The organism is Cytobacillus dafuensis (genome assembly GCF_007995155.1).
Lineage (GTDB): Bacteria > Bacillota > Bacilli > Bacillales > Cytobacillaceae > Cytobacillus > Cytobacillus dafuensis.
The window spans coordinates 1,124,368-1,140,571 of sequence record NZ_CP042593.1 but is presented as its reverse complement, the minus strand read 5'-3'; the positions used below and the strand labels follow the sequence as shown (position 1 = coordinate 1,140,571).

Annotated in this window: 20 protein-coding genes and 1 riboswitch; of the genes, 8 read left to right on the top strand and 12 right to left on the bottom strand. The window is 35.5% G+C overall.

Features of this window, described 5'->3' with window-relative positions:
* Window positions 1–21: 21 nt before the first annotated feature.
* Window positions 22–1,080, top strand: coding sequence for a tRNA 2-selenouridine(34) synthase MnmH (mnmH, locus tag FSZ17_RS05605; protein WP_057775370.1), 1,059 nt, complete (start codon window positions 22–24; stop codon window positions 1,078–1,080).
* 248 nt (window positions 1,081–1,328) lie between these two features.
* Complete coding sequence (locus tag FSZ17_RS05600; RefSeq protein WP_057775372.1) at window positions 1,329–1,658, top strand: helix-turn-helix domain-containing protein; 330 nt, start codon at window positions 1,329–1,331, stop codon at window positions 1,656–1,658.
* A gap of 190 nt (window positions 1,659–1,848) precedes the next feature.
* On the opposite strand, the gene FSZ17_RS05595 is transcribed toward FSZ17_RS05600, so the two are convergent.
* From FSZ17_RS05595 to sipW, 6 genes are all read right to left on the bottom strand, one after another.
* Window positions 1,849–1,989 carry an anti-repressor SinI family protein gene (locus FSZ17_RS05595; RefSeq protein WP_082625357.1) on the bottom strand — a complete coding sequence of 47 codons (141 nt, stop codon included), beginning with the start codon at window positions 1,987–1,989 and terminating at the stop codon, window positions 1,849–1,851.
* Between the two features lie 50 nt (window positions 1,990–2,039).
* Window positions 2,040–2,204: riboswitch (cyclic di-GMP riboswitch) on the bottom strand.
* A 317-nt stretch (window positions 2,205–2,521) separates the two neighbouring features.
* A complete protein-coding gene (locus FSZ17_RS05590) occupies window positions 2,522–2,824 on the bottom strand; it encodes a DUF5658 family protein (RefSeq protein WP_057775374.1) in 303 nt (100 codons plus the stop codon).
* 71 nt (window positions 2,825–2,895) lie between these two features.
* On the bottom strand, window positions 2,896–3,090 hold the full coding sequence (locus FSZ17_RS05585; protein ID WP_057775376.1) for a hypothetical protein: 195 nt from the start codon (window positions 3,088–3,090) through the stop codon (window positions 2,896–2,898).
* A gap of 65 nt (window positions 3,091–3,155) precedes the next feature.
* Window positions 3,156–3,980 carry a TasA family protein gene (locus FSZ17_RS05580; RefSeq protein ID WP_057775378.1) on the bottom strand — a complete coding sequence of 275 codons (825 nt, stop codon included), beginning with the start codon at window positions 3,978–3,980 and terminating at the stop codon, window positions 3,156–3,158.
* Between the two features lie 75 nt (window positions 3,981–4,055).
* Window positions 4,056–4,688, bottom strand: coding sequence for a CalY family protein (locus FSZ17_RS05575; protein ID WP_057775380.1), 633 nt, complete (start codon window positions 4,686–4,688; stop codon window positions 4,056–4,058).
* 82 nt (window positions 4,689–4,770) lie between these two features.
* Window positions 4,771–5,361, bottom strand: coding sequence for a signal peptidase I SipW (gene sipW, locus FSZ17_RS05570; RefSeq protein ID WP_057775382.1), 591 nt, complete (start codon window positions 5,359–5,361; stop codon window positions 4,771–4,773).
* Window positions 5,362–5,686: 325 nt separating this feature from the next.
* On the opposite strand from sipW, the gene FSZ17_RS05565 reads away from it, so the two are divergent.
* Window positions 5,687–6,034 carry a helix-turn-helix domain-containing protein gene (locus FSZ17_RS05565; RefSeq protein WP_057775384.1) on the top strand — a complete coding sequence of 116 codons (348 nt, stop codon included), beginning with the start codon at window positions 5,687–5,689 and terminating at the stop codon, window positions 6,032–6,034.
* Window positions 6,031–6,654 (top strand): class D sortase, encoded by a 624-nt coding sequence (locus FSZ17_RS05560; protein ID WP_057775386.1) that lies wholly within the window; start codon window positions 6,031–6,033, stop codon window positions 6,652–6,654. The genes FSZ17_RS05565 and FSZ17_RS05560 overlap by 4 nt, the downstream gene beginning before the upstream one ends.
* Window positions 6,655–6,705: 51 nt before the next feature.
* Here FSZ17_RS05560 and FSZ17_RS05555 read toward each other — a convergent pair whose 3' ends face one another.
* Both FSZ17_RS05555 and FSZ17_RS05550 read right to left on the bottom strand, forming a co-directional pair.
* The gene (locus FSZ17_RS05555) at window positions 6,706–7,617 is read right to left on the bottom strand and encodes a pseudouridine-5'-phosphate glycosidase (RefSeq protein WP_057775388.1); all 912 of its coding nucleotides are present in this window, start codon (window positions 7,615–7,617) and stop codon (window positions 6,706–6,708) included.
* Between the two features lie 17 nt (window positions 7,618–7,634).
* Window positions 7,635–8,729, bottom strand: a complete 1,095-nt coding sequence (locus tag FSZ17_RS05550; RefSeq protein WP_057775437.1) for a carbohydrate kinase — start codon at window positions 8,727–8,729, stop codon at window positions 7,635–7,637.
* A gap of 187 nt (window positions 8,730–8,916) precedes the next feature.
* Between FSZ17_RS05550 and FSZ17_RS05545 the strand changes: the two genes are divergently transcribed.
* Entirely contained in the window at window positions 8,917–9,537 is a 621-nt protein-coding gene (locus tag FSZ17_RS05545) for a nitrous oxide reductase accessory protein NosL (RefSeq protein WP_057775390.1), read from the top strand.
* A 258-nt stretch (window positions 9,538–9,795) separates the two neighbouring features.
* Here FSZ17_RS05545 and FSZ17_RS05540 read toward each other — a convergent pair whose 3' ends face one another.
* From FSZ17_RS05540 to nosD, 4 genes are read right to left on the bottom strand one after another with little or no spacing between them, the layout of a single operon-like run.
* The gene (locus FSZ17_RS05540) at window positions 9,796–10,527 is read right to left on the bottom strand and encodes an ABC transporter ATP-binding protein (RefSeq protein ID WP_057775392.1); all 732 of its coding nucleotides are present in this window, start codon (window positions 10,525–10,527) and stop codon (window positions 9,796–9,798) included.
* Window positions 10,520–11,344: an ABC transporter permease gene (locus FSZ17_RS05535; RefSeq protein WP_057775394.1), complete on the bottom strand. Its 825-nt coding sequence runs from the start codon at window positions 11,342–11,344 to the stop codon at window positions 10,520–10,522. Before FSZ17_RS05535 ends, FSZ17_RS05540 begins: the two co-directional genes overlap by 8 nt.
* A complete protein-coding gene (locus FSZ17_RS05530) occupies window positions 11,341–11,802 on the bottom strand; it encodes a nitrous oxide reductase accessory protein NosL (protein WP_057775397.1) in 462 nt (153 codons plus the stop codon). Before FSZ17_RS05530 ends, FSZ17_RS05535 begins: the two co-directional genes overlap by 4 nt.
* Window positions 11,799–13,160 (bottom strand): nitrous oxide reductase family maturation protein NosD, encoded by a 1,362-nt coding sequence (nosD, locus tag FSZ17_RS05525; RefSeq protein WP_057775398.1) that lies wholly within the window; start codon window positions 13,158–13,160, stop codon window positions 11,799–11,801. Before nosD ends, FSZ17_RS05530 begins: the two co-directional genes overlap by 4 nt.
* Before the next feature lie 174 nt (window positions 13,161–13,334).
* Here nosD and FSZ17_RS05520 point away from each other — a divergent pair, with 174 nt between their 5' ends.
* From FSZ17_RS05520 to FSZ17_RS05510, 3 genes are all read left to right on the top strand, one after another.
* Window positions 13,335–13,754 (top strand): MarR family winged helix-turn-helix transcriptional regulator, encoded by a 420-nt coding sequence (locus FSZ17_RS05520; protein ID WP_057775400.1) that lies wholly within the window; start codon window positions 13,335–13,337, stop codon window positions 13,752–13,754.
* Between the two features lie 52 nt (window positions 13,755–13,806).
* A complete protein-coding gene (locus tag FSZ17_RS05515; protein WP_057775402.1) occupies window positions 13,807–15,012 on the top strand; it encodes an MFS transporter in 1,206 nt (401 codons plus the stop codon).
* Between the two features lie 619 nt (window positions 15,013–15,631).
* The gene (locus FSZ17_RS05510; protein ID WP_057775404.1) at window positions 15,632–16,180 is read left to right on the top strand and encodes a helix-turn-helix domain-containing protein; all 549 of its coding nucleotides are present in this window, start codon (window positions 15,632–15,634) and stop codon (window positions 16,178–16,180) included.
* Window positions 16,181–16,204 lie beyond the last annotated feature (24 nt).

The following is a 16,204-nucleotide window of genomic DNA, read 5'->3' as shown; positions in this document are numbered from 1 at the left end:
TGTAGACTCGGAGGAAATAGTATGAGAGAGATAAGTATTGACCAATTCCTTACCTTAAAAGATGCCGTTCCTGTTGATGTTAGATCACCAGGTGAATTTGACGAGTTTAGAATTCCTGGAGCGGTTAATATTCCTTTATTTACAAATGAAGAGCGAATAACCATCGGAACTGTTTATAAGCAGGAAGGATCAGATGCAGCAAAATGGATGGCTATGGAAGTGGTATCACCAAAACTCCCTTCTATATTAGGTCAAATAAAAGCCTTGAAGGAAAAAGGCATGCAACCTGTCATCTATTGTTGGAGAGGCGGAATGCGAAGTAAAGCCGTTGCTACATTTCTATCATTTGCAGGTATATCCATCCCTCGATTAATAGGAGGATACAGAGCTTATCGTCAATTTATATTAGAGGAAATTCCAAGCTTATTACCTGAAAAGGCCATTACGATACATGGAATGACAGGCGTGGGAAAAACAGAGGTGCTGGAAAAGCTAAGAGAAAGAGGCATGCCTGTTATAGATTTAGAGGCATGCGCAGGCCATCGTGGCTCCATCTTTGGAACATTTGGATTATTCGAGGGTCATAATCAAAAAACCTTTGACTCGCTGCTTTTTCAAACATTAAATGAAATCAAAGATTCACCATTTTTCTTAGTAGAAGCTGAAAGTAAACGGATCGGAAAAGTAGTTCAGCCTGATGAATTACAAGATAAAAAGCATCAAGGCTTCAATATATACCTTCAAGCATCATTATCCTCACGAATAGAGCGAATTTATCGTGAGTATGTGAAGCCATATCTTCATGATAAATGGTTTCATGAAAAAGTAATCGAACGCTTATCCCATATAGATAAACGTATCAAAGATAATGAAATCATTGCCGCATTAAATGATGCAGCAATGAGCCAAAACTATCAAGTAGTCATTCAAATTCTATTAGAAAAATATTATGATCCCCGATATGCACATAAACAGCTTGACTACGAAGGGCCCTTTCACCATATCAATGCAGAGGATACTGATGTGGCAGTTGAAGAAGTCATTCAAATCATTCAATCACAAAGTGCCCTCGTCAGATGACGAGAGCACTTTAATTTTTCTTTATTCGATTAGCCCAGTTAATTTGACTCATGTACAGTCTATGCACACGATAAATCCTTTTAAATTTTTTCGATTTCTTTTCAAAAAATATGTATATATTCTTTTTAATCTGTTAAAATTTTATGTTAATATGTAAATATATATTTTGAACAATTCGTTCTTGATATAGAACCACCTATTTGCTTTGATGATTATTTTATTCTTATTGATAAGGTGTGTGAGATTGGATGATCGGTAATCGTGTAAAAATACTTCGCAAAGAAAAGAAAATGTCGTTATCCGAGCTTGCAGAACAAGCTGGCGTTGCCAAGTCTTATTTAAGTTCACTCGAAAGAAACTTACAAACCAATCCTTCTATACAATTTCTTGAAAAAATTGCTGCAGTACTCAATATACCTGTAGATCATTTAATACATGAACAGCCAAATACAGATGAATTAGACTCTGAATGGATTGATATTGTTCAAGAAGCAATGAACTCTGGGGTTACAAAAGAACAATTTAGAGAGTTTCTCGAATTTAATAAATGGAGAATTGATCAGAGTAAAAAAGAATAATCGATTGCTTACATAGATTAAGGCTATTTCATAAATGATCAAACTTTTTAAAAAAGACGTTAGGATCAAAGGGTTTACTCCCGCTTCTACGTCTTTTTCTTTCGAATAAAAAAAGTATTTCTTAAATAGCTATATGCCCAAAAAGTATTTCTTAAATAGCTATATGCCCATTAAGAAACACTTAAGCATATCAGCCAATTTTTTGGCAACCTTCTATAATTAGCTCCTTAGCTCCATTTTTCAGAAGAAATTCCCTTATTTCTTCTTTCTCTATTCCCATATTCTTAGCTTCAACGATTAATTTCATCCATTCAAAATCTAATTCTTCCATTTTCACTGTAGTCCCCACCACATTATTCCCCCTAAAATACTTATCGTATCTCAGGCAATCCAGCCATCTTAGTATGGAGCTTAGATCTATCTAAGAGATTGTTGCCATACTATAAAATATGCAACAATACCTACAAACATTACCTAATCTCTAATTCATACCTTAGATCTGTGACTTTGCGTCTCTATTTTTCAATAGGTTTGCCGTTTTCTGAATATTTATTATTAGGAAATTTTTCATCTATTTGTATTTTATTGAATTCCCAAGGATTAATAGTGTTATTTTTTGTCTTCCAATTAAAAAGTTTAAGGTCATTTTTCAACATTAATTCGACATTTTCCCCTCCAAAAGACTCTTGAAGGATTTTAGATTGGATTTTAACTAAGAAAAGCTTTAATTTAATTGCGGATAAATAGAAGAATTTGCAAGAACTAGTCGAGTGATTTTTTGAACAAAAAGAAAAATATGTAACTTAAGTCACTGACTAATTAAAAATACCTATATCTTTTGATAGGTAATTAGAAGCGAATATTTAGAATTGAAATATTTGTAGGATCCATACCCCATGATAGAGGCAAACAAATGTGTATAATAATGATGCTCCAACTGCCAAATATTTAATTGAATTGCTCAAAGGCATCTTTTTCAAAATGATAAATGCAAATAATATACATGAAAGAATTATTTTATATGCAAGAAAGCAAAGGGGATTATATTTATACAGGGCATCCATAAAAGGATTACTTTCCTCGATTAAGGAGAAATGAAGCCCGAAAAAGGTGAATGCCCCATCAAATAAATTCAATAAAGCTAGATAGGAGAAAACCTTCTTCATTTTCATCACCTCTTATTACGATAAGTGCTATCAGAGTATGAATTTGTATGCTAGCTTTATTAATATAAATACTAGCTTAATTTATTTTGGTAACAATCAATTTTCTTTTGAAACGGTAGGACCTTAACATTTATTCTTTCCAATGTCATCGCGTCGAAGAATGGATACTCTGTTAAATCATTTTTACAAATTGGACATAACCAAATACCGATTTCACTGCTGCTAAATGATGGCCGAAAGCAACGATCACAATTCTTTTGATACATATGACACCTCCTTATTAGTAAAACTAAAGCCTTAATGATTAATAGTTTTTCGTCAGCCCCTATTTTTAATGCTCTTGACGAAATTTTCTGAAGTATAAAAGTAATAGAATACCTCCAGAACCAAGAAGAACTCCACCGATAAGAAGAATGTTATAATTATTTGTTGCTGTATTTGGAAGAAGTTTTTCTTTCATTTCAGGGGAAACAATAATTTGGTTCTTTGAATCCACTGGATTCGTTTCTTCACCACTAACCTCTTCAGCCTCATTCCCTTTCTGTGGATCTTCGTCACTTGGAGGAGTGGTATTTTCTGAAGGATTCTCTTCTTTTGGTGTGTTTTCTTCACCTGATGGATTTTCATCTCCAGGCGGATTCTCTTCTCCAGGAGGTCCTGGCGGTTCGCCGCCACCCGGTTCACCAATTGCTTCAGCTACGAATAAAATCTCTACTTCTGCCTCAGAGCTTTGAAAGCTATTCCCTAGGTCATATGGCACTGTAACTTGAAAAAAGAGAGTTTCAGTACTTCCCTTTGCTAATTTTCTTGGTGTAAAGCCCTCAAATTCATTCATTTTTCCTTCGTATAAAACATCCTCACCTTTTTTCACAACTAGATCCAGCTCTTCTAGTAAGTTTTTAACAGATTTTTTCTTACCCAAGACAGCCATATATTTAAAATCCTGGATACCTTCGTTTAATATGGTGATATCCCTTGGCATCCAGTCACCTGGTTTTAAATTTCCTACTTTAAAAAGGTAGCCGTGCGGAATTGTATTAATATCAATCTCTCTTTTTGCTGCATTGACGTTGATTTCTTGAAAAAACATAAAAAAGACAAGACCAGCTACAATATAGATTCTTATCGATTTTGCCAGAATATCTAGGTTACTCATGCTTTACCTCACAGAATTTGATTTAACAAAAGGTGGGAACGAGTTCCCACCTTTTTGAATAAATATCGGCCTTGATTATCTTAGCTCACCTTCAGTTTGGTGTGCTGTAAATGTCCATTCAAGGTTCAATTTATCACCTTGGAATTCGTTTTGATCTTTATCATTGTCAACGAATTCAAAGGCTACATACATTTGATCGCTAGTGCCAGCTTCCATGCCGCTATCTTCACCATTTAATCCAAAGAACCATGTAATCCAATGCTGGACGTTCTCAACCGCATCAGGAGTCATATTTTTCAGGTCATATAATGTTGTTTCAGAAATGACATCATTATAATCGCCAATAACCCAACCATCACCTGTTTTATCTGCATTTTCAAGGAAAAGCACCTTAATATGTTTACCAAAATCATCCTTGTTGTTACCTTTAGCATCGACAACATCATATAAAGTTTTTATATCAACAGAGGAGATATCTAATGAACCGTTGTTTTCTAATTTAAATGCTCTAACCATGACATCCCCTGGTTTAATGTTTTCAACATTAATGACAGTTGTTGGATTTACTGCTAGATCCAATGTACCAGCTGCAAATGTATTGTTTGTTACTTCTGTGTCGCTAAAGTATGCAAATGTTCCTCCTCCAATTAATGAAAGACCTAGTGCTGCTGATGCAATTCCCATTCCTAATTTTTTCTTAATACTCATTTTCTTTTTTCCTCCTCTTACCCTTTGGGTATGTATAATATTTTTTATATTGACCCTTGTATTAACAAGGTGTTCAATCAAGCTAAGCAGTCTTTTCTTCGGTATCTTTCTTTTTGGATTTCGGATCAAGCTCTCTCAATCCTTGCATAATACTAATTGCTGCATATCCAAGTAGTAATACTCCTGGTCCAATTAGTAGAATAGTGCTTCCCTCTTTGGATTGGGCAAAATCTATAAAATATCCAATATAAGGAATTGTAAAACCAGTGTAAACGGCAGTAACATTATCAGACAGGACTGGATCCAAGTCAGCAGCATTATTGTTATCCCCTTTTGTTTCGTACATGACATGTTCCCCACTAGTCTTTATTCCAATTACACGGTGAGTTATTAATTTTTCATCACTAGCTACAAAGGTAATGACATCTCCCTTTTGGAGATTTCTTTTTTCATCCTTTTCCAGTGGCTTTACTGCTATTACAGACCCTGTTAAAAAGGTCGGCTCCATTGATCCAGATAAAACGGTTTTAAGCTGGTAGCCCATAATTTCAGGTTCTCCTCCTGATGCTTTTGAGGATACGACTAAAACAGCCATTACTATGAGATTAATAAACAATATTGTTGTCACTAGATTACTAATAAACTTTCTTGTTTTTTTCCAAAAAGATTTCACAGCTTTTCCACCTTTCTGATTTAGCGTTTAAGTATTCTCTATTACATATAAATATTTTTGTTCTTTAACTAAGACCCTATCGTTCTCTTTATCGAACTCACAAATTGAGTATAGTTCAATCGGATTATTTTTTAAAATTCCAAATTCAGCCGTTTTTTCGTTTTAAAGAACAATTTTCAATCATTTGCTCAATTTTTCTTCATTTTTCTCAATATTTTGTATTTTTTATTGAACAAATTGTTCGTTATAATGAATTAAAATATAACTTCATATTCATAGTGGAAAATATATTGCCTGTAATTTTAGGATAAAAGGGGAATTCATTATGGTGGGGATGCGTATAAAACGATTACGAATAGAAAAAGGATATTCTATTAATGAGCTTTCTGAAAAATCAGGAATATCTAAGTCTTATTTAAGCTACATTGAAAGGGGAATTCAACAGAATCCTTCCTTGCAAGTCTTATCAAGATTAGCGAATACTCTTGAAACAAATGTGGAGGATTTACTAGATAATAAGAAAAAAGAGGATACTATTGAGCTACAAAATATTGACGATGCCTGGATTCAGCTAGTCCATGAGGCCATTCAAAATGGAATTACAAAGGAGGATTTTGCCTATTATTTAGACTTTATTAAATTTAAGAAACTGAATGGGGGCAATAATCATTGAGAATTGGAAAAGGTATTTTCTTAATAGCTGCCTTTCTCTTATTAATATCTGGCTCTAGTCTTGTTTATATATCCATTTATGATATTTATAAGCTAGAGAAAAATAAAGATATTTCATTAATTGCAGCAAAGGAGAAAATCCAAATAATTAAAAAAGATCCAACTCAGCCTATGCTAAATAATGAACAACTGGGTGATTATTCATTTAAAAAAGGGGAAGCAATTGGAATATTAGAAATCCCACGCCTTAATGCTGAGCTTCCCATTATTGAGGGAACAGGTGAATACGAACTAGAAAAAGGAGTCGGTCATTATTCAGGCACTGTTCTTCCTGGCCAGCCAGACCAAATATTGCTTTCTGGTCATCGTGAAACTGTCTTTCGCCAGCTTGGAGAATTAGAAATGGGTGATATTTTTCAAGTCATCATGCCATATGGAACATTTAGCTATGAGATCACACACGCACAAATTGTTGAGGCTGATGACTCAACTGTTATTAAGTCCACTGCACCAACCGAAACACTGACCGTCTCAACCTGCTACCCCTTTTCATACATCGGTGATGCACCATATCGATATGTATTAACTGCTGATCGAATAGATAATCCGGTTACAAATTAAAAAAGGCCAGTCCGTCCAATGCATCGCATCTGACGGGACATGGCCCCATTCTTATTTCTGTAGATTCACAGCAATTTTTGAACCAACTTCAGCATTATGCTTAACAAGTGCAATATTTGCTATTAAGCTTTTACCCTCGGTTAATTCCTTCACTTTTCCTAAAAGGAACGGCGTAACTTTTTTACCTGAAATATTATTTTCTTTTGCTTCTTCCAATGCTGTAGCAATTACATTTGTAATAAAAGCCTCTTCTAGTGCATCTGCTTCTGGGATTGGATTTGCGATAACCACACCGCCATTTAGTCCAATCTCCCATTTCGTACGAATCATATCCGCTACTTCTTTTGCAGTATCAACACGATAGTTAACACTGAATGGGCTTGTACGTGTGTAGAATGCTGGTAAAAGATCAGTTTCAAAACCGACAACTGGTACTCCATGTGTTTCTAGGTATTCCAATGTAAGTCCAATATCAAGAATTGACTTGGCACCTGCACATACAACTGCAACATTTGTTTGTGCCAATTCTTGAAGATCCGCTGAGATATCCATCGTTGTTTCCGCTTCACGGTGAACCCCGCCGATTCCCCCTGTCACAAACACTTCAATGCCTGCTAGCTGAGCACAAATCATTGTAGCAGCAACCGTTGTTGCACCATTTTTCTTTTGTGCTAATAAAAATGGAAGGTCACGTCGGCTAGCTTTTTCAACATCCTTGCTTTGAGCTAAAAATTCAAGCTCATCATCTGAAAGACCAATTTTTATTTTTCCATTTATAATAGCAATTGTTGCTGGGATAGCACCATTTTTACGAATAATTTCTTCAACTTCTTTTGCTGTTTCTACATTTTGCGGGTATGGCATCCCATGTGAAATAATCGTTGACTCCAATGCTACAATTGCTTTATTTGCTTTCTTAGCTTCTAGTACCTCAGTTGAATATTCTATCCAGTTTTCTAACATGATGTCATAACTCCTTATTAAAAGTATTGTTTAAACGTTTCTTGTAATCGAAGATGATTTAAATTTGGATTAACTGTTTCATGTGATTGAAGAGTCAATATGGAGCAGGCAATTCCAATTTTACAAGCATTTTCAGTCTCTAAGCCTTTCAAATGAGCATACATAATTCCTGCGACAAGGGAATCACCTGCACCTGTCACATCCTCAACATTGACCTTTGGAGGAAGAAGTACGCCTGCTTCGCCCATTTTTGTAAAAAAGATTAACCCCTTATCTCCTCGAGTGATAACGACTTTTTCTACCCCTTTTTCCAGGAGTTTCTGTGCCGATTTGAAAAAATCCCCCTCATCATTGATCTTCATTCCTGACAATGCCTCAGCTTCATCTTTATTTGCAATCAACCATGTGACCCCTTGTAGATCTTCAGGTAGCTTTTTTGCTTTTGGCGAAGAAACAGGTGTAATGCAAAGGGGAATTTTTTCCTCTTTACAACGAACAATGATTTGTTTTAACACTATGTCTGGAAAATTCGTATCGATGACGACCATTTCCGATGATGCTAGATAGCCCCACCTTTTTTCAATAAAATCAATATCAACAGAGTCATAAATAGACATATCTGCAAGAGCGACAGCCATTTCCCCTTCATTATCAAGAATCGCTGTATAGGTTCCTGTAGTCGAATGGGAAGTTACGAGAGATGGGCTAATATCAACATAGGATTTTGTATCTTCTAGAAGCCATTTCCCTTCATGATCGTCCCCAACAATCGTCACAAGAGCGACATCACAGCCAAGTCTTCCTAGATTTTCTGCAATATTTCGTGCGACCCCTCCGCATGATTGAGAGCTTTCGGCAGGATTAGACGTTCCAAATTGAAGATTACTTAAAGCTTGAATTTTTCTGTCTACATTGGACCCGCCAATACAGACAATATCCTTTTTTTCCGGAAGAACATAGGCTCTTCCAAGCAGCTTCCCTTCTTTTGTTAGCGAAGAAATATAACCTGCAACAGCTGATCTGGACAGCCCTGTCTTTTCCGCTAGTTCAATTTGCGAAATAAATGGGTCATCTTTAATAAGCTTTAATATTAACAGTTCTTTTTCATTCATCATCCTTCAGTCCTCAGTAGTAAACTTATGTTTATATAATAAACTTATGTTCGTAATAAAGCAATAGTTGTTTTTAAATTTGTAATAATTTCCTTTATAACCTCACTTTTATTCCTTAATCTTCTCATTTTTTTATCACAATTATTCATTAAACTGTTCTTGAGAATAATTACTGGGGGTAAAACAAATGAGGAAACTAGGTTTATTATTGCTAAGTGGATTGACAGTAATCGCTTTAGCTGCCTGTGGAGACAAATCGTCTGAAAGTGGGACAGCCAAAGACAAGCCAAAAGTAGAAACTGAAAATATGAAAGAGGGGACGACGGCTCAAACAGCTAGTTCAATTGAACCGACAGAAGAACATAAATGTGCTTTTTGTGATATGAAAATTTATTTAAAGGACGAAACAATGGGTGTCTTTACTGCCCAAGCGCTTAACTCTAAAGGGGAGAATCTTTTTTTTGATGATTCTGGCTGCCTGTTAAACTATGAAAGAAAAACTGGTGAAAAACTAAATGAAAAGTGGGTTCGGGACTATCTATCAACCGATTGGATTGACGCAGAGAAAGCAATTCCAGTCCACTCTGACATACAAACACCGATGAAATATGGATATGCTTTTTTTGGAACACAAGATAGCGCAGATAAATTCACAAGTGAGAATACAAATACGAAAGCTACTCTTTCAAGTTGGGAAGAAATAGATAAGGTTTCAAATGAAAGATATATAAAAAAGATGGAAAAGATGAAAAATAAAGAAGCAGGCGATCATAATGAGCATGACGATGAATCTGAAAATAGTCATTAAACATTAATATTCGAATAAAGTGAAACTTCCATCAGTGGGGGTTTTTCGACGCACAGGACGTGCTAGTGCCGACGTTGCCACAGGACGTGGCGTTCTTAGTCGGCTTCATCCCCCACTGATGGTTAGTTGAACCAATCGGGCCTTTACGGGCAGTTGATCCCCTAGTTAGGTTTCTTTGATTCTCTCGTAACCTTGAAGTGGGGGTCTACTGCCCATTAATCTGCGATAAAAACCGCTGCAAACTTTGCAGCGGTTTTACTATTTTACACCGACTATTTGTTTTTCAAAAAATACTTTTTCTAGAGAATTATACTTTCCAGCAGTATTAGTTAAAACATCTATATTCTCATGATATATTAGCTTACCTTCTTCAAGGAAGACGGCTGTATCAGCAATCTCCTCTACGATTGACAGAATATGAGTGGAAAAAAGAATCGTTTTCCCTGCCTCTTTTTCTTCTTTTAATATTTCTTTAAAACGAAATACCCAGAAAGGATCAAGCCCGTTCGTTGGTTCATCAAGGATAAGGAGGGGCGATGCTGAAAGGAGAGCCTGAGCAAGCGAGAGCCGCTGCTGCATTCCTTTTGAATAATGCTTAATTAATTTCCGACGATCTTCAAATAAACCAACCCTTTTTAGCACTTCATCGACTCTAGACTTTGCAATCCCTTGCAATCCAGCAAAAAAATGGACCATTTCCAATCCTGTTAGCTGATTAGGAAAAATCATATCATCAGGCATATAAGAAAAAAAAGCCTTATATCGCTCACTCATTGGATCAACTGGTTTCCCATCTGCCTTCAATGTCCCGCTCGTTGGCTTTATTATCCCCGTCAACAATTTAATAAGCGTACTTTTTCCAGCTCCATTTCCACCACAAAGAGCTGTTATTTCTCCTTTTTTAATAGGAAAAGAGATTTCTCCAATTTGCTTATGTTCAGTATAACGTTTCGTTATACCTTCTAATTCTATTAAATATTCTTTACTCATTTCCTATTCTCCTTTTAACAAACAGGTGGCTAAAATAAAATGGTAGCGTTACCCATAAGAGTGATGCAATAACAAATAGACATTGCCCTATCCAGTTATTTGCCCATACTGTTAAATCGTACAAATTTGGTCCAAAAACAGACGCTCCATCTAAAGAAAGGATCGCCCATACTCTAATTAGTTCCACCGGGTTTAAGAAGATTGAAATCGACATTATTGTAAGAATCCACTCTTTGGCAACAAATATACTCAGTCCCATGACAATGAACTCATAAAATAAAACTGAGATGGCCCAAACAATTAAACTCATACCTAATGCCTGAAAACGCGTTCTCGACCATAAACCAATCATCATCGACAATGCTAAATAAAATACCGCTAATAATAAAGATAGAAAATAGAATAAAAACATTACAGAAATAGAGGTATCTGCATTTCCAATAAACATGACAATGGCCGCTGCCCCATATCCAAAAGTAATAACAGACCATAGCGACAAGAAAAGACCTATATATTTTCCGACTAGAACAGATTTGACTGAAACAGGATAGGTTAAAAGCAGTATTAACCCCCTATCTTCTTTTTCGCCGGCAATAAATAAGCTCCCTATTAGAAGTGCTATTAATGGAATTAATAATAGGTTTAAATTAAGGAGGCTGGCAGTCATGCGGCTGAATCCAGTATAGCCTGATTGGCCTGAATTTCCAAAATATGTGACAAATACAGCTAAGAGAGCAAACAGCATACCAAAACTGCCAAGCCACTTACTTCTCATAATAAGAGTCAGCTGCTGTTTAGCAATTTTGTATATACTCATTGTTTCCAACTCCATTGGTGCTTGAGAAATCGTTCGTAATTATATAACTCACCTTTTCCCTGCTCCTTCATATAACTTTCTGCCCTTTCTTGATCTTTAAAAGTGACGATGCCATTTGCCATCGGGGTCCAAAACTCAGGGTGAAAGGCATGAAAAGCGTCTTTAAGCTCAAGCCATTCTCCTGTTTCCGAATCTCTAACGAATTGTTTTGCTACTTTATCCTTAGCAAGGGACTTATCCTTTTCTAAAAACTCAACCATGCATCCAATATCATCAAACTTAAATACATCTCCTTCAGATGAAATAATTTCAGTTGCATAATTTTCATGGGCAATGCTCATATTGCATATTTCGCAAACATCAATTTCTGGATTAATCTCTACCGGCTCAAAAGACTGTGTTCCTGCACAGCCAGAAAGTATTATAATTCCGATAAAATAGACTAGTATTTTTCTCATTCCATACGTCTTCCCTTCAATAGAATAAATACTGACGAACTCGTTAATATTAGGCCGAAAATTAATAATGATAACTTGCTTTTCTCTTTTTGATTTTTCTTTTCTTTTTCAAAATGCACCGGTAAGATTAGCGGTTTTTCATCATATACATTTGCTGTCCCGATGGAGGGAAACATTGATTCTGCTTTACTCCATATTTTGATAGCAGGGCTTTCAAAATAAAACTGCCAATACGGATGACTCTTTAGAATCTGATCATAAATTGAGCCTGCTTTATATGGTATTTCCCCAATACCATCACCTGTTAAATCATAGCTGCTATAATCATCCCAGTAGTTTCCTTTTTGTTGTCCATTAAGAAGCATATCCTTATCGGCAATCTTCGACTGGACTACATTCCCGATAAAGTTATTTTCCGTCAACACGTTATCTATGTTATCTCCCTTAAACTCTATCCCTACTTGATTCGCAGCTATTAAATTTTGCCTAATATGTGTCTGCTCCGCATTTTCAAAATAAAGCCCTGAGCTATTCTGCCTTATTTCATTTTCTTCGATAACAATATTGGAAGAATCATAAATGAGAATGCCAAAGCCTCTAAAATGAAAATGATCGGTAATTTGATTTCGATTAAACTGAAGATTTTTAGAATCCATGATCATAAAACCGGTCACATTTTTTTGAATGACGTTATCTTCTGCTGAAATGTCTTCACTGAACATGAAATGAAAGCCGTATCTTGAATCTTGAACGGTATTATTCTGAATGTTACTTTTTGTAGTAGAATCAAAATAAATCCCATCTTGGACATTTTTTATCCGATTATTCACAATGAAATTCCCATGCCCATAATAAAGATGGATGCCATTGCCTCGCTTAGAAAAATGGGTATCAAAACTTTCGATGTCATTATTTTTGATAATATTGTTCGAACTTTTTTCAGAATAAATCCCAAACAATACATTAGAAATATGGTTAGAATCTATTACAACGTCCTTTACTTCCTTCAATAATATCCCGCTGTTATCCTTATCCTTTCCGCTATTCTGGATCGTAAATCCCTTTATGGCAACTCCATCAGAAGCAATCGTTATGACATTTCCATTTCCTCTTCCATCAATGATTGCTCCATTTTGTGCGACGAGAGTTATTGGTTTAGAAATTGTGATAGATCCACGATATAACCCCTTTTGAATATTTAATGTATCACCAGGTTCTGCATGATCAATCATTTCCTGAAGATTCATATCAGATTCCACTGTCACTTCTGCTGCTGCAGCATCCGTATACCAAGGGATGAACAAGAAAAATATGCACCCATAGAACAACAGCAGCCCATTATTTATCACTTTCCCCATTGTCCACACCCTCTGCCTTATATATTTACCAATCTAGCAAATACTTGTGAAAGAAAGTTGAAAATATTATGGTAAATCGATGAAGTGAATATGTGTCTTTATAATCACATGTGTAGACATTTCACATATAAAACTATATAGTTAGCTAGGTAACTATTATTCAAAGGGGATTATATGAAAAACAATCAAAGCGAGCTATTTCATCAGATTAACCAATTTACACGCCATTTTTCGAAGCTGTTAAACGAAAATCTTGTGCCGCTAGGTCTATATTCCGCACAATGGGCCATAATCTATCGGCTAAAAACAGAAGGTTCGAGTACACAAAAAGAGCTGTCTTCTTATCTTGGAGTGGAGGCTCCTACTATGACACGGACATTAGGAAGGTTAGAAAAGTCAGGATGGATTGCAAGGATACCTGGCACAGATAAACGTGAAAAGAAAATTAAACTAACTGATGCAGCACTTACAGAGTATCCTAATTGGTTAAAAGCTGTTCGTTCATCAGAAGAGCAAGTTCTACACCGAATTACCAATACAGAAATCGTACAGATGTTGGATTTAATGAAAAGAATGAAAGATAATTTTTATTGAAGAAAATAATGAACTAAATAATTAGAGTCAAACCTTTTAGTTGGAGGACATCATGAAGAAACAAACATTATGGACAAAAGACTTTTTAAGTATTTCAATTACAAGCTTTTTTCTTTTTATAGGATTTTATATTTTGCTTACAACATTACCTATTTATGTATTAGAGGATTTGAGTGGCAATGAAACACAGGTCGGGTTAGTCCTTTCTGTTTTTCTCATTGCAGCTGTGCTATGTAGGCCTTTTACAGGCAAATGGATTGATGAGTTAGGACGCAAAAAAATATTGATTTTTTCAATGGCTATTTTCTCAATATCCTCGATTCTTTATTTCTGGACAGATTCTCTCCCTTTATTACTCGGTTTACGATTTTTACATGGAATCGGTTTCGGAATGGCTACGACTGCTACAGGGGCCATTGTTGCTGATATTATTCCAAATGAACGTAAAGGCGAAGGTCTTGGTTATTACGCTATGTTTATGAACTTGGCGATGGTTATTGGACCTTTTGCAGGCTTAACCATTATTCAGTATGCAAGCTTTAATTGGATATTTGGCTTATGTACAATCCTTTCCATTTTTGCTCTGCTAATATCCTTACTAGTCCAAGTTCCAAAAAGCATGCCAAGTCCTAAAAATACTGCAAATGCTAAATTTTCTCTTTCTAGCTTCTTCGAAAAAAGTGCTATTCCTGTTTCCATCGTTGCCGGTATTCTAGCCTTTGGTTATTCTGGGATCCTTTCATTCATTTCTGTTTATGCTAAACAGCTTGGCTTACTGACAGCAGCAAGCTTCTTTTTTGTTGTTTATGCTGTGTTCATATTAATTTCCCGACCATTTACTGGACGATGGTTTGATGTATACGGAGAAAATAAAATTATTTACCCAACAATTATTTTATTTGCAATCGGGATGCTGTTGCTAAGTCAGGCTAATAATACGTTTCTGTTTTTACTCGCAGGTGCCATTATTGGGCTAGGCTATGGTACTCTTACTCCAAGTCTGCAAACAGTTGCGATAAAAAATTCTGATCCTTCAAGGAGAGGATTAGCAACATCAACCTTCTTCACATTTTTAGATTTAGGTATAGGACTTGGCTCCTATACTCTTGGAATAATCGTTGTCTATACTGGTTTTTCATCCCTATATTTGATTCTTGTTGGCGTTATTTTGTTTGCTTTCATGATTTATTACTACCTGCACGGCAAAAAAACCAATGAAGATCAACCTGTTACATCGAAAGCAGATTTACCAATATAAAGTGAAACTTCAATCAGTGGGGGTTTTCCTTCATCCCCCACTTAGAAATTTATTTTTAACTCAACTTCTTGAAGTGGGGGTCTTACAGCCCGTTAATCTGCGATAAAGTGGAATTTCAATCTGCATGTGGAAGAAATCGGCTAACTTGCCGATTTCTTTTTATATAACGGATATTTTCGTAAATGGTGTGGCTTTTTACAAAGTTTAAAATTGCACTTTGTCAGCGAGTTTCATTTATTTTTCAGCCAATGGGTGTTTGTCAACCAAATCCCACTGGTTATCAGCCAAATTGGGTGTTTGTCAGCCAATCAATGAAAACATCAATCTTTTTATAATATGACTTTAAAAAAATAAAAAAACTAAACCTACTTTGTAAAATTAAAGATAAGTGAATGTATGTTTTTATTATGATAATAATAACTTGTCCTTAATGTCACACATAATATAAAAATTAGTACATCACTTATATATTTGTGGTGTACTTTTTTATTTATATGACCTCAGTTACTACTACAACAAAGTGTAAGAAAATTATGGAAATACAACAACATTTTATGCTAAAATAAAATAAGAACATATATTCCTAGAACGTATATTCTTAATTAGGTGGTGTGGGTATTTGAAAGAATACACTGTCAAAGAGGTAGCTGATCTCTTAGGTAAACACGAAGAAACTATTAAACGTTGGATACGTTCAGGCAAGTTACCTAACTCTTACAGAAACAGTGACAAAGAAGGTTGGAGAATTATTGAATCTGATTTATTGAGCCTTAACAAGGCTATTCCAGTTAACAAACCTGGACAAGATAATGACGATGTAAAATTGGAGGCTGATGAATCAGAGTTAGTTAAATTAGCATATCAAGCGGTAACGCTTACTACTCCTTCTGATGAAGTATTATCTATTCTATCTTTTGTTGGAATCAAAAGAACATTAGAAATACTGCTTATTATGCAGCAATCCACTACCAAAGCTAAAAACCCTGACGGGTTCATTCGAAAGGCGATACGGGAAAATTGGACACCAACTTCTACTCTAATTAAATTAGCTAGGAGAGATAGAAATAAAAGAGTTTACGATTTAACACCACAAGAATTTAATGGAAGATTTGGCACAGAGGAAAACCAAGTATCAAGGGTACCCTTTTATAATTGGCTTGAAGAATAACGAAGGGAAAGTAGGGATTACCCC

Coding starts and splice junctions, on each gene's coding strand:
- FSZ17_RS05580 (WP_057775378.1), bottom strand. CDS start 3,980: ATGAGTAACCTAGATATTCTGGCAAAATCGATAAGAATCTATATTGTA.
- FSZ17_RS05600 (WP_057775372.1), top strand. CDS start 1,329: ATGATCGGTAATCGTGTAAAAATACTTCGCAAAGAAAAGAAAATGTCG.
- FSZ17_RS05535 (WP_057775394.1), bottom strand. CDS start 11,344: ATGAGTATATACAAAATTGCTAAACAGCAGCTGACTCTTATTATGAGA.
- FSZ17_RS05550 (WP_057775437.1), bottom strand. CDS start 8,729: ATGAATGAAAAAGAACTGTTAATATTAAAGCTTATTAAAGATGACCCA.
- FSZ17_RS05545 (WP_057775390.1), top strand. CDS start 8,917: ATGAGGAAACTAGGTTTATTATTGCTAAGTGGATTGACAGTAATCGCT.
- FSZ17_RS05595 (WP_082625357.1), bottom strand. CDS start 1,989: ATGGAAGAATTAGATTTTGAATGGATGAAATTAATCGTTGAAGCTAAG.
- FSZ17_RS05515 (WP_057775402.1), top strand. CDS start 13,807: ATGAAGAAACAAACATTATGGACAAAAGACTTTTTAAGTATTTCAATT.
- FSZ17_RS05590 (WP_057775374.1), bottom strand. CDS start 2,824: ATGAAGAAGGTTTTCTCCTATCTAGCTTTATTGAATTTATTTGATGGG.
- nosD (WP_057775398.1), bottom strand. CDS start 13,160: ATGGGGAAAGTGATAAATAATGGGCTGCTGTTGTTCTATGGGTGCATA.
- FSZ17_RS05540 (WP_057775392.1), bottom strand. CDS start 10,527: ATGAGTAAAGAATATTTAATAGAATTAGAAGGTATAACGAAACGTTAT.
- FSZ17_RS05585 (WP_057775376.1), bottom strand. CDS start 3,090: ATGTATCAAAAGAATTGTGATCGTTGCTTTCGGCCATCATTTAGCAGC.
- mnmH (WP_057775370.1), top strand. CDS start 22: ATGAGAGAGATAAGTATTGACCAATTCCTTACCTTAAAAGATGCCGTT.
- FSZ17_RS05575 (WP_057775380.1), bottom strand. CDS start 4,688: ATGAGTATTAAGAAAAAATTAGGAATGGGAATTGCATCAGCAGCACTA.
- FSZ17_RS05530 (WP_057775397.1), bottom strand. CDS start 11,802: ATGAGAAAAATACTAGTCTATTTTATCGGAATTATAATACTTTCTGGC.
- FSZ17_RS05555 (WP_057775388.1), bottom strand. CDS start 7,617: ATGTTAGAAAACTGGATAGAATATTCAACTGAGGTACTAGAAGCTAAG.
- FSZ17_RS05565 (WP_057775384.1), top strand. CDS start 5,687: ATGGTGGGGATGCGTATAAAACGATTACGAATAGAAAAAGGATATTCT.
- FSZ17_RS05520 (WP_057775400.1), top strand. CDS start 13,335: ATGAAAAACAATCAAAGCGAGCTATTTCATCAGATTAACCAATTTACA.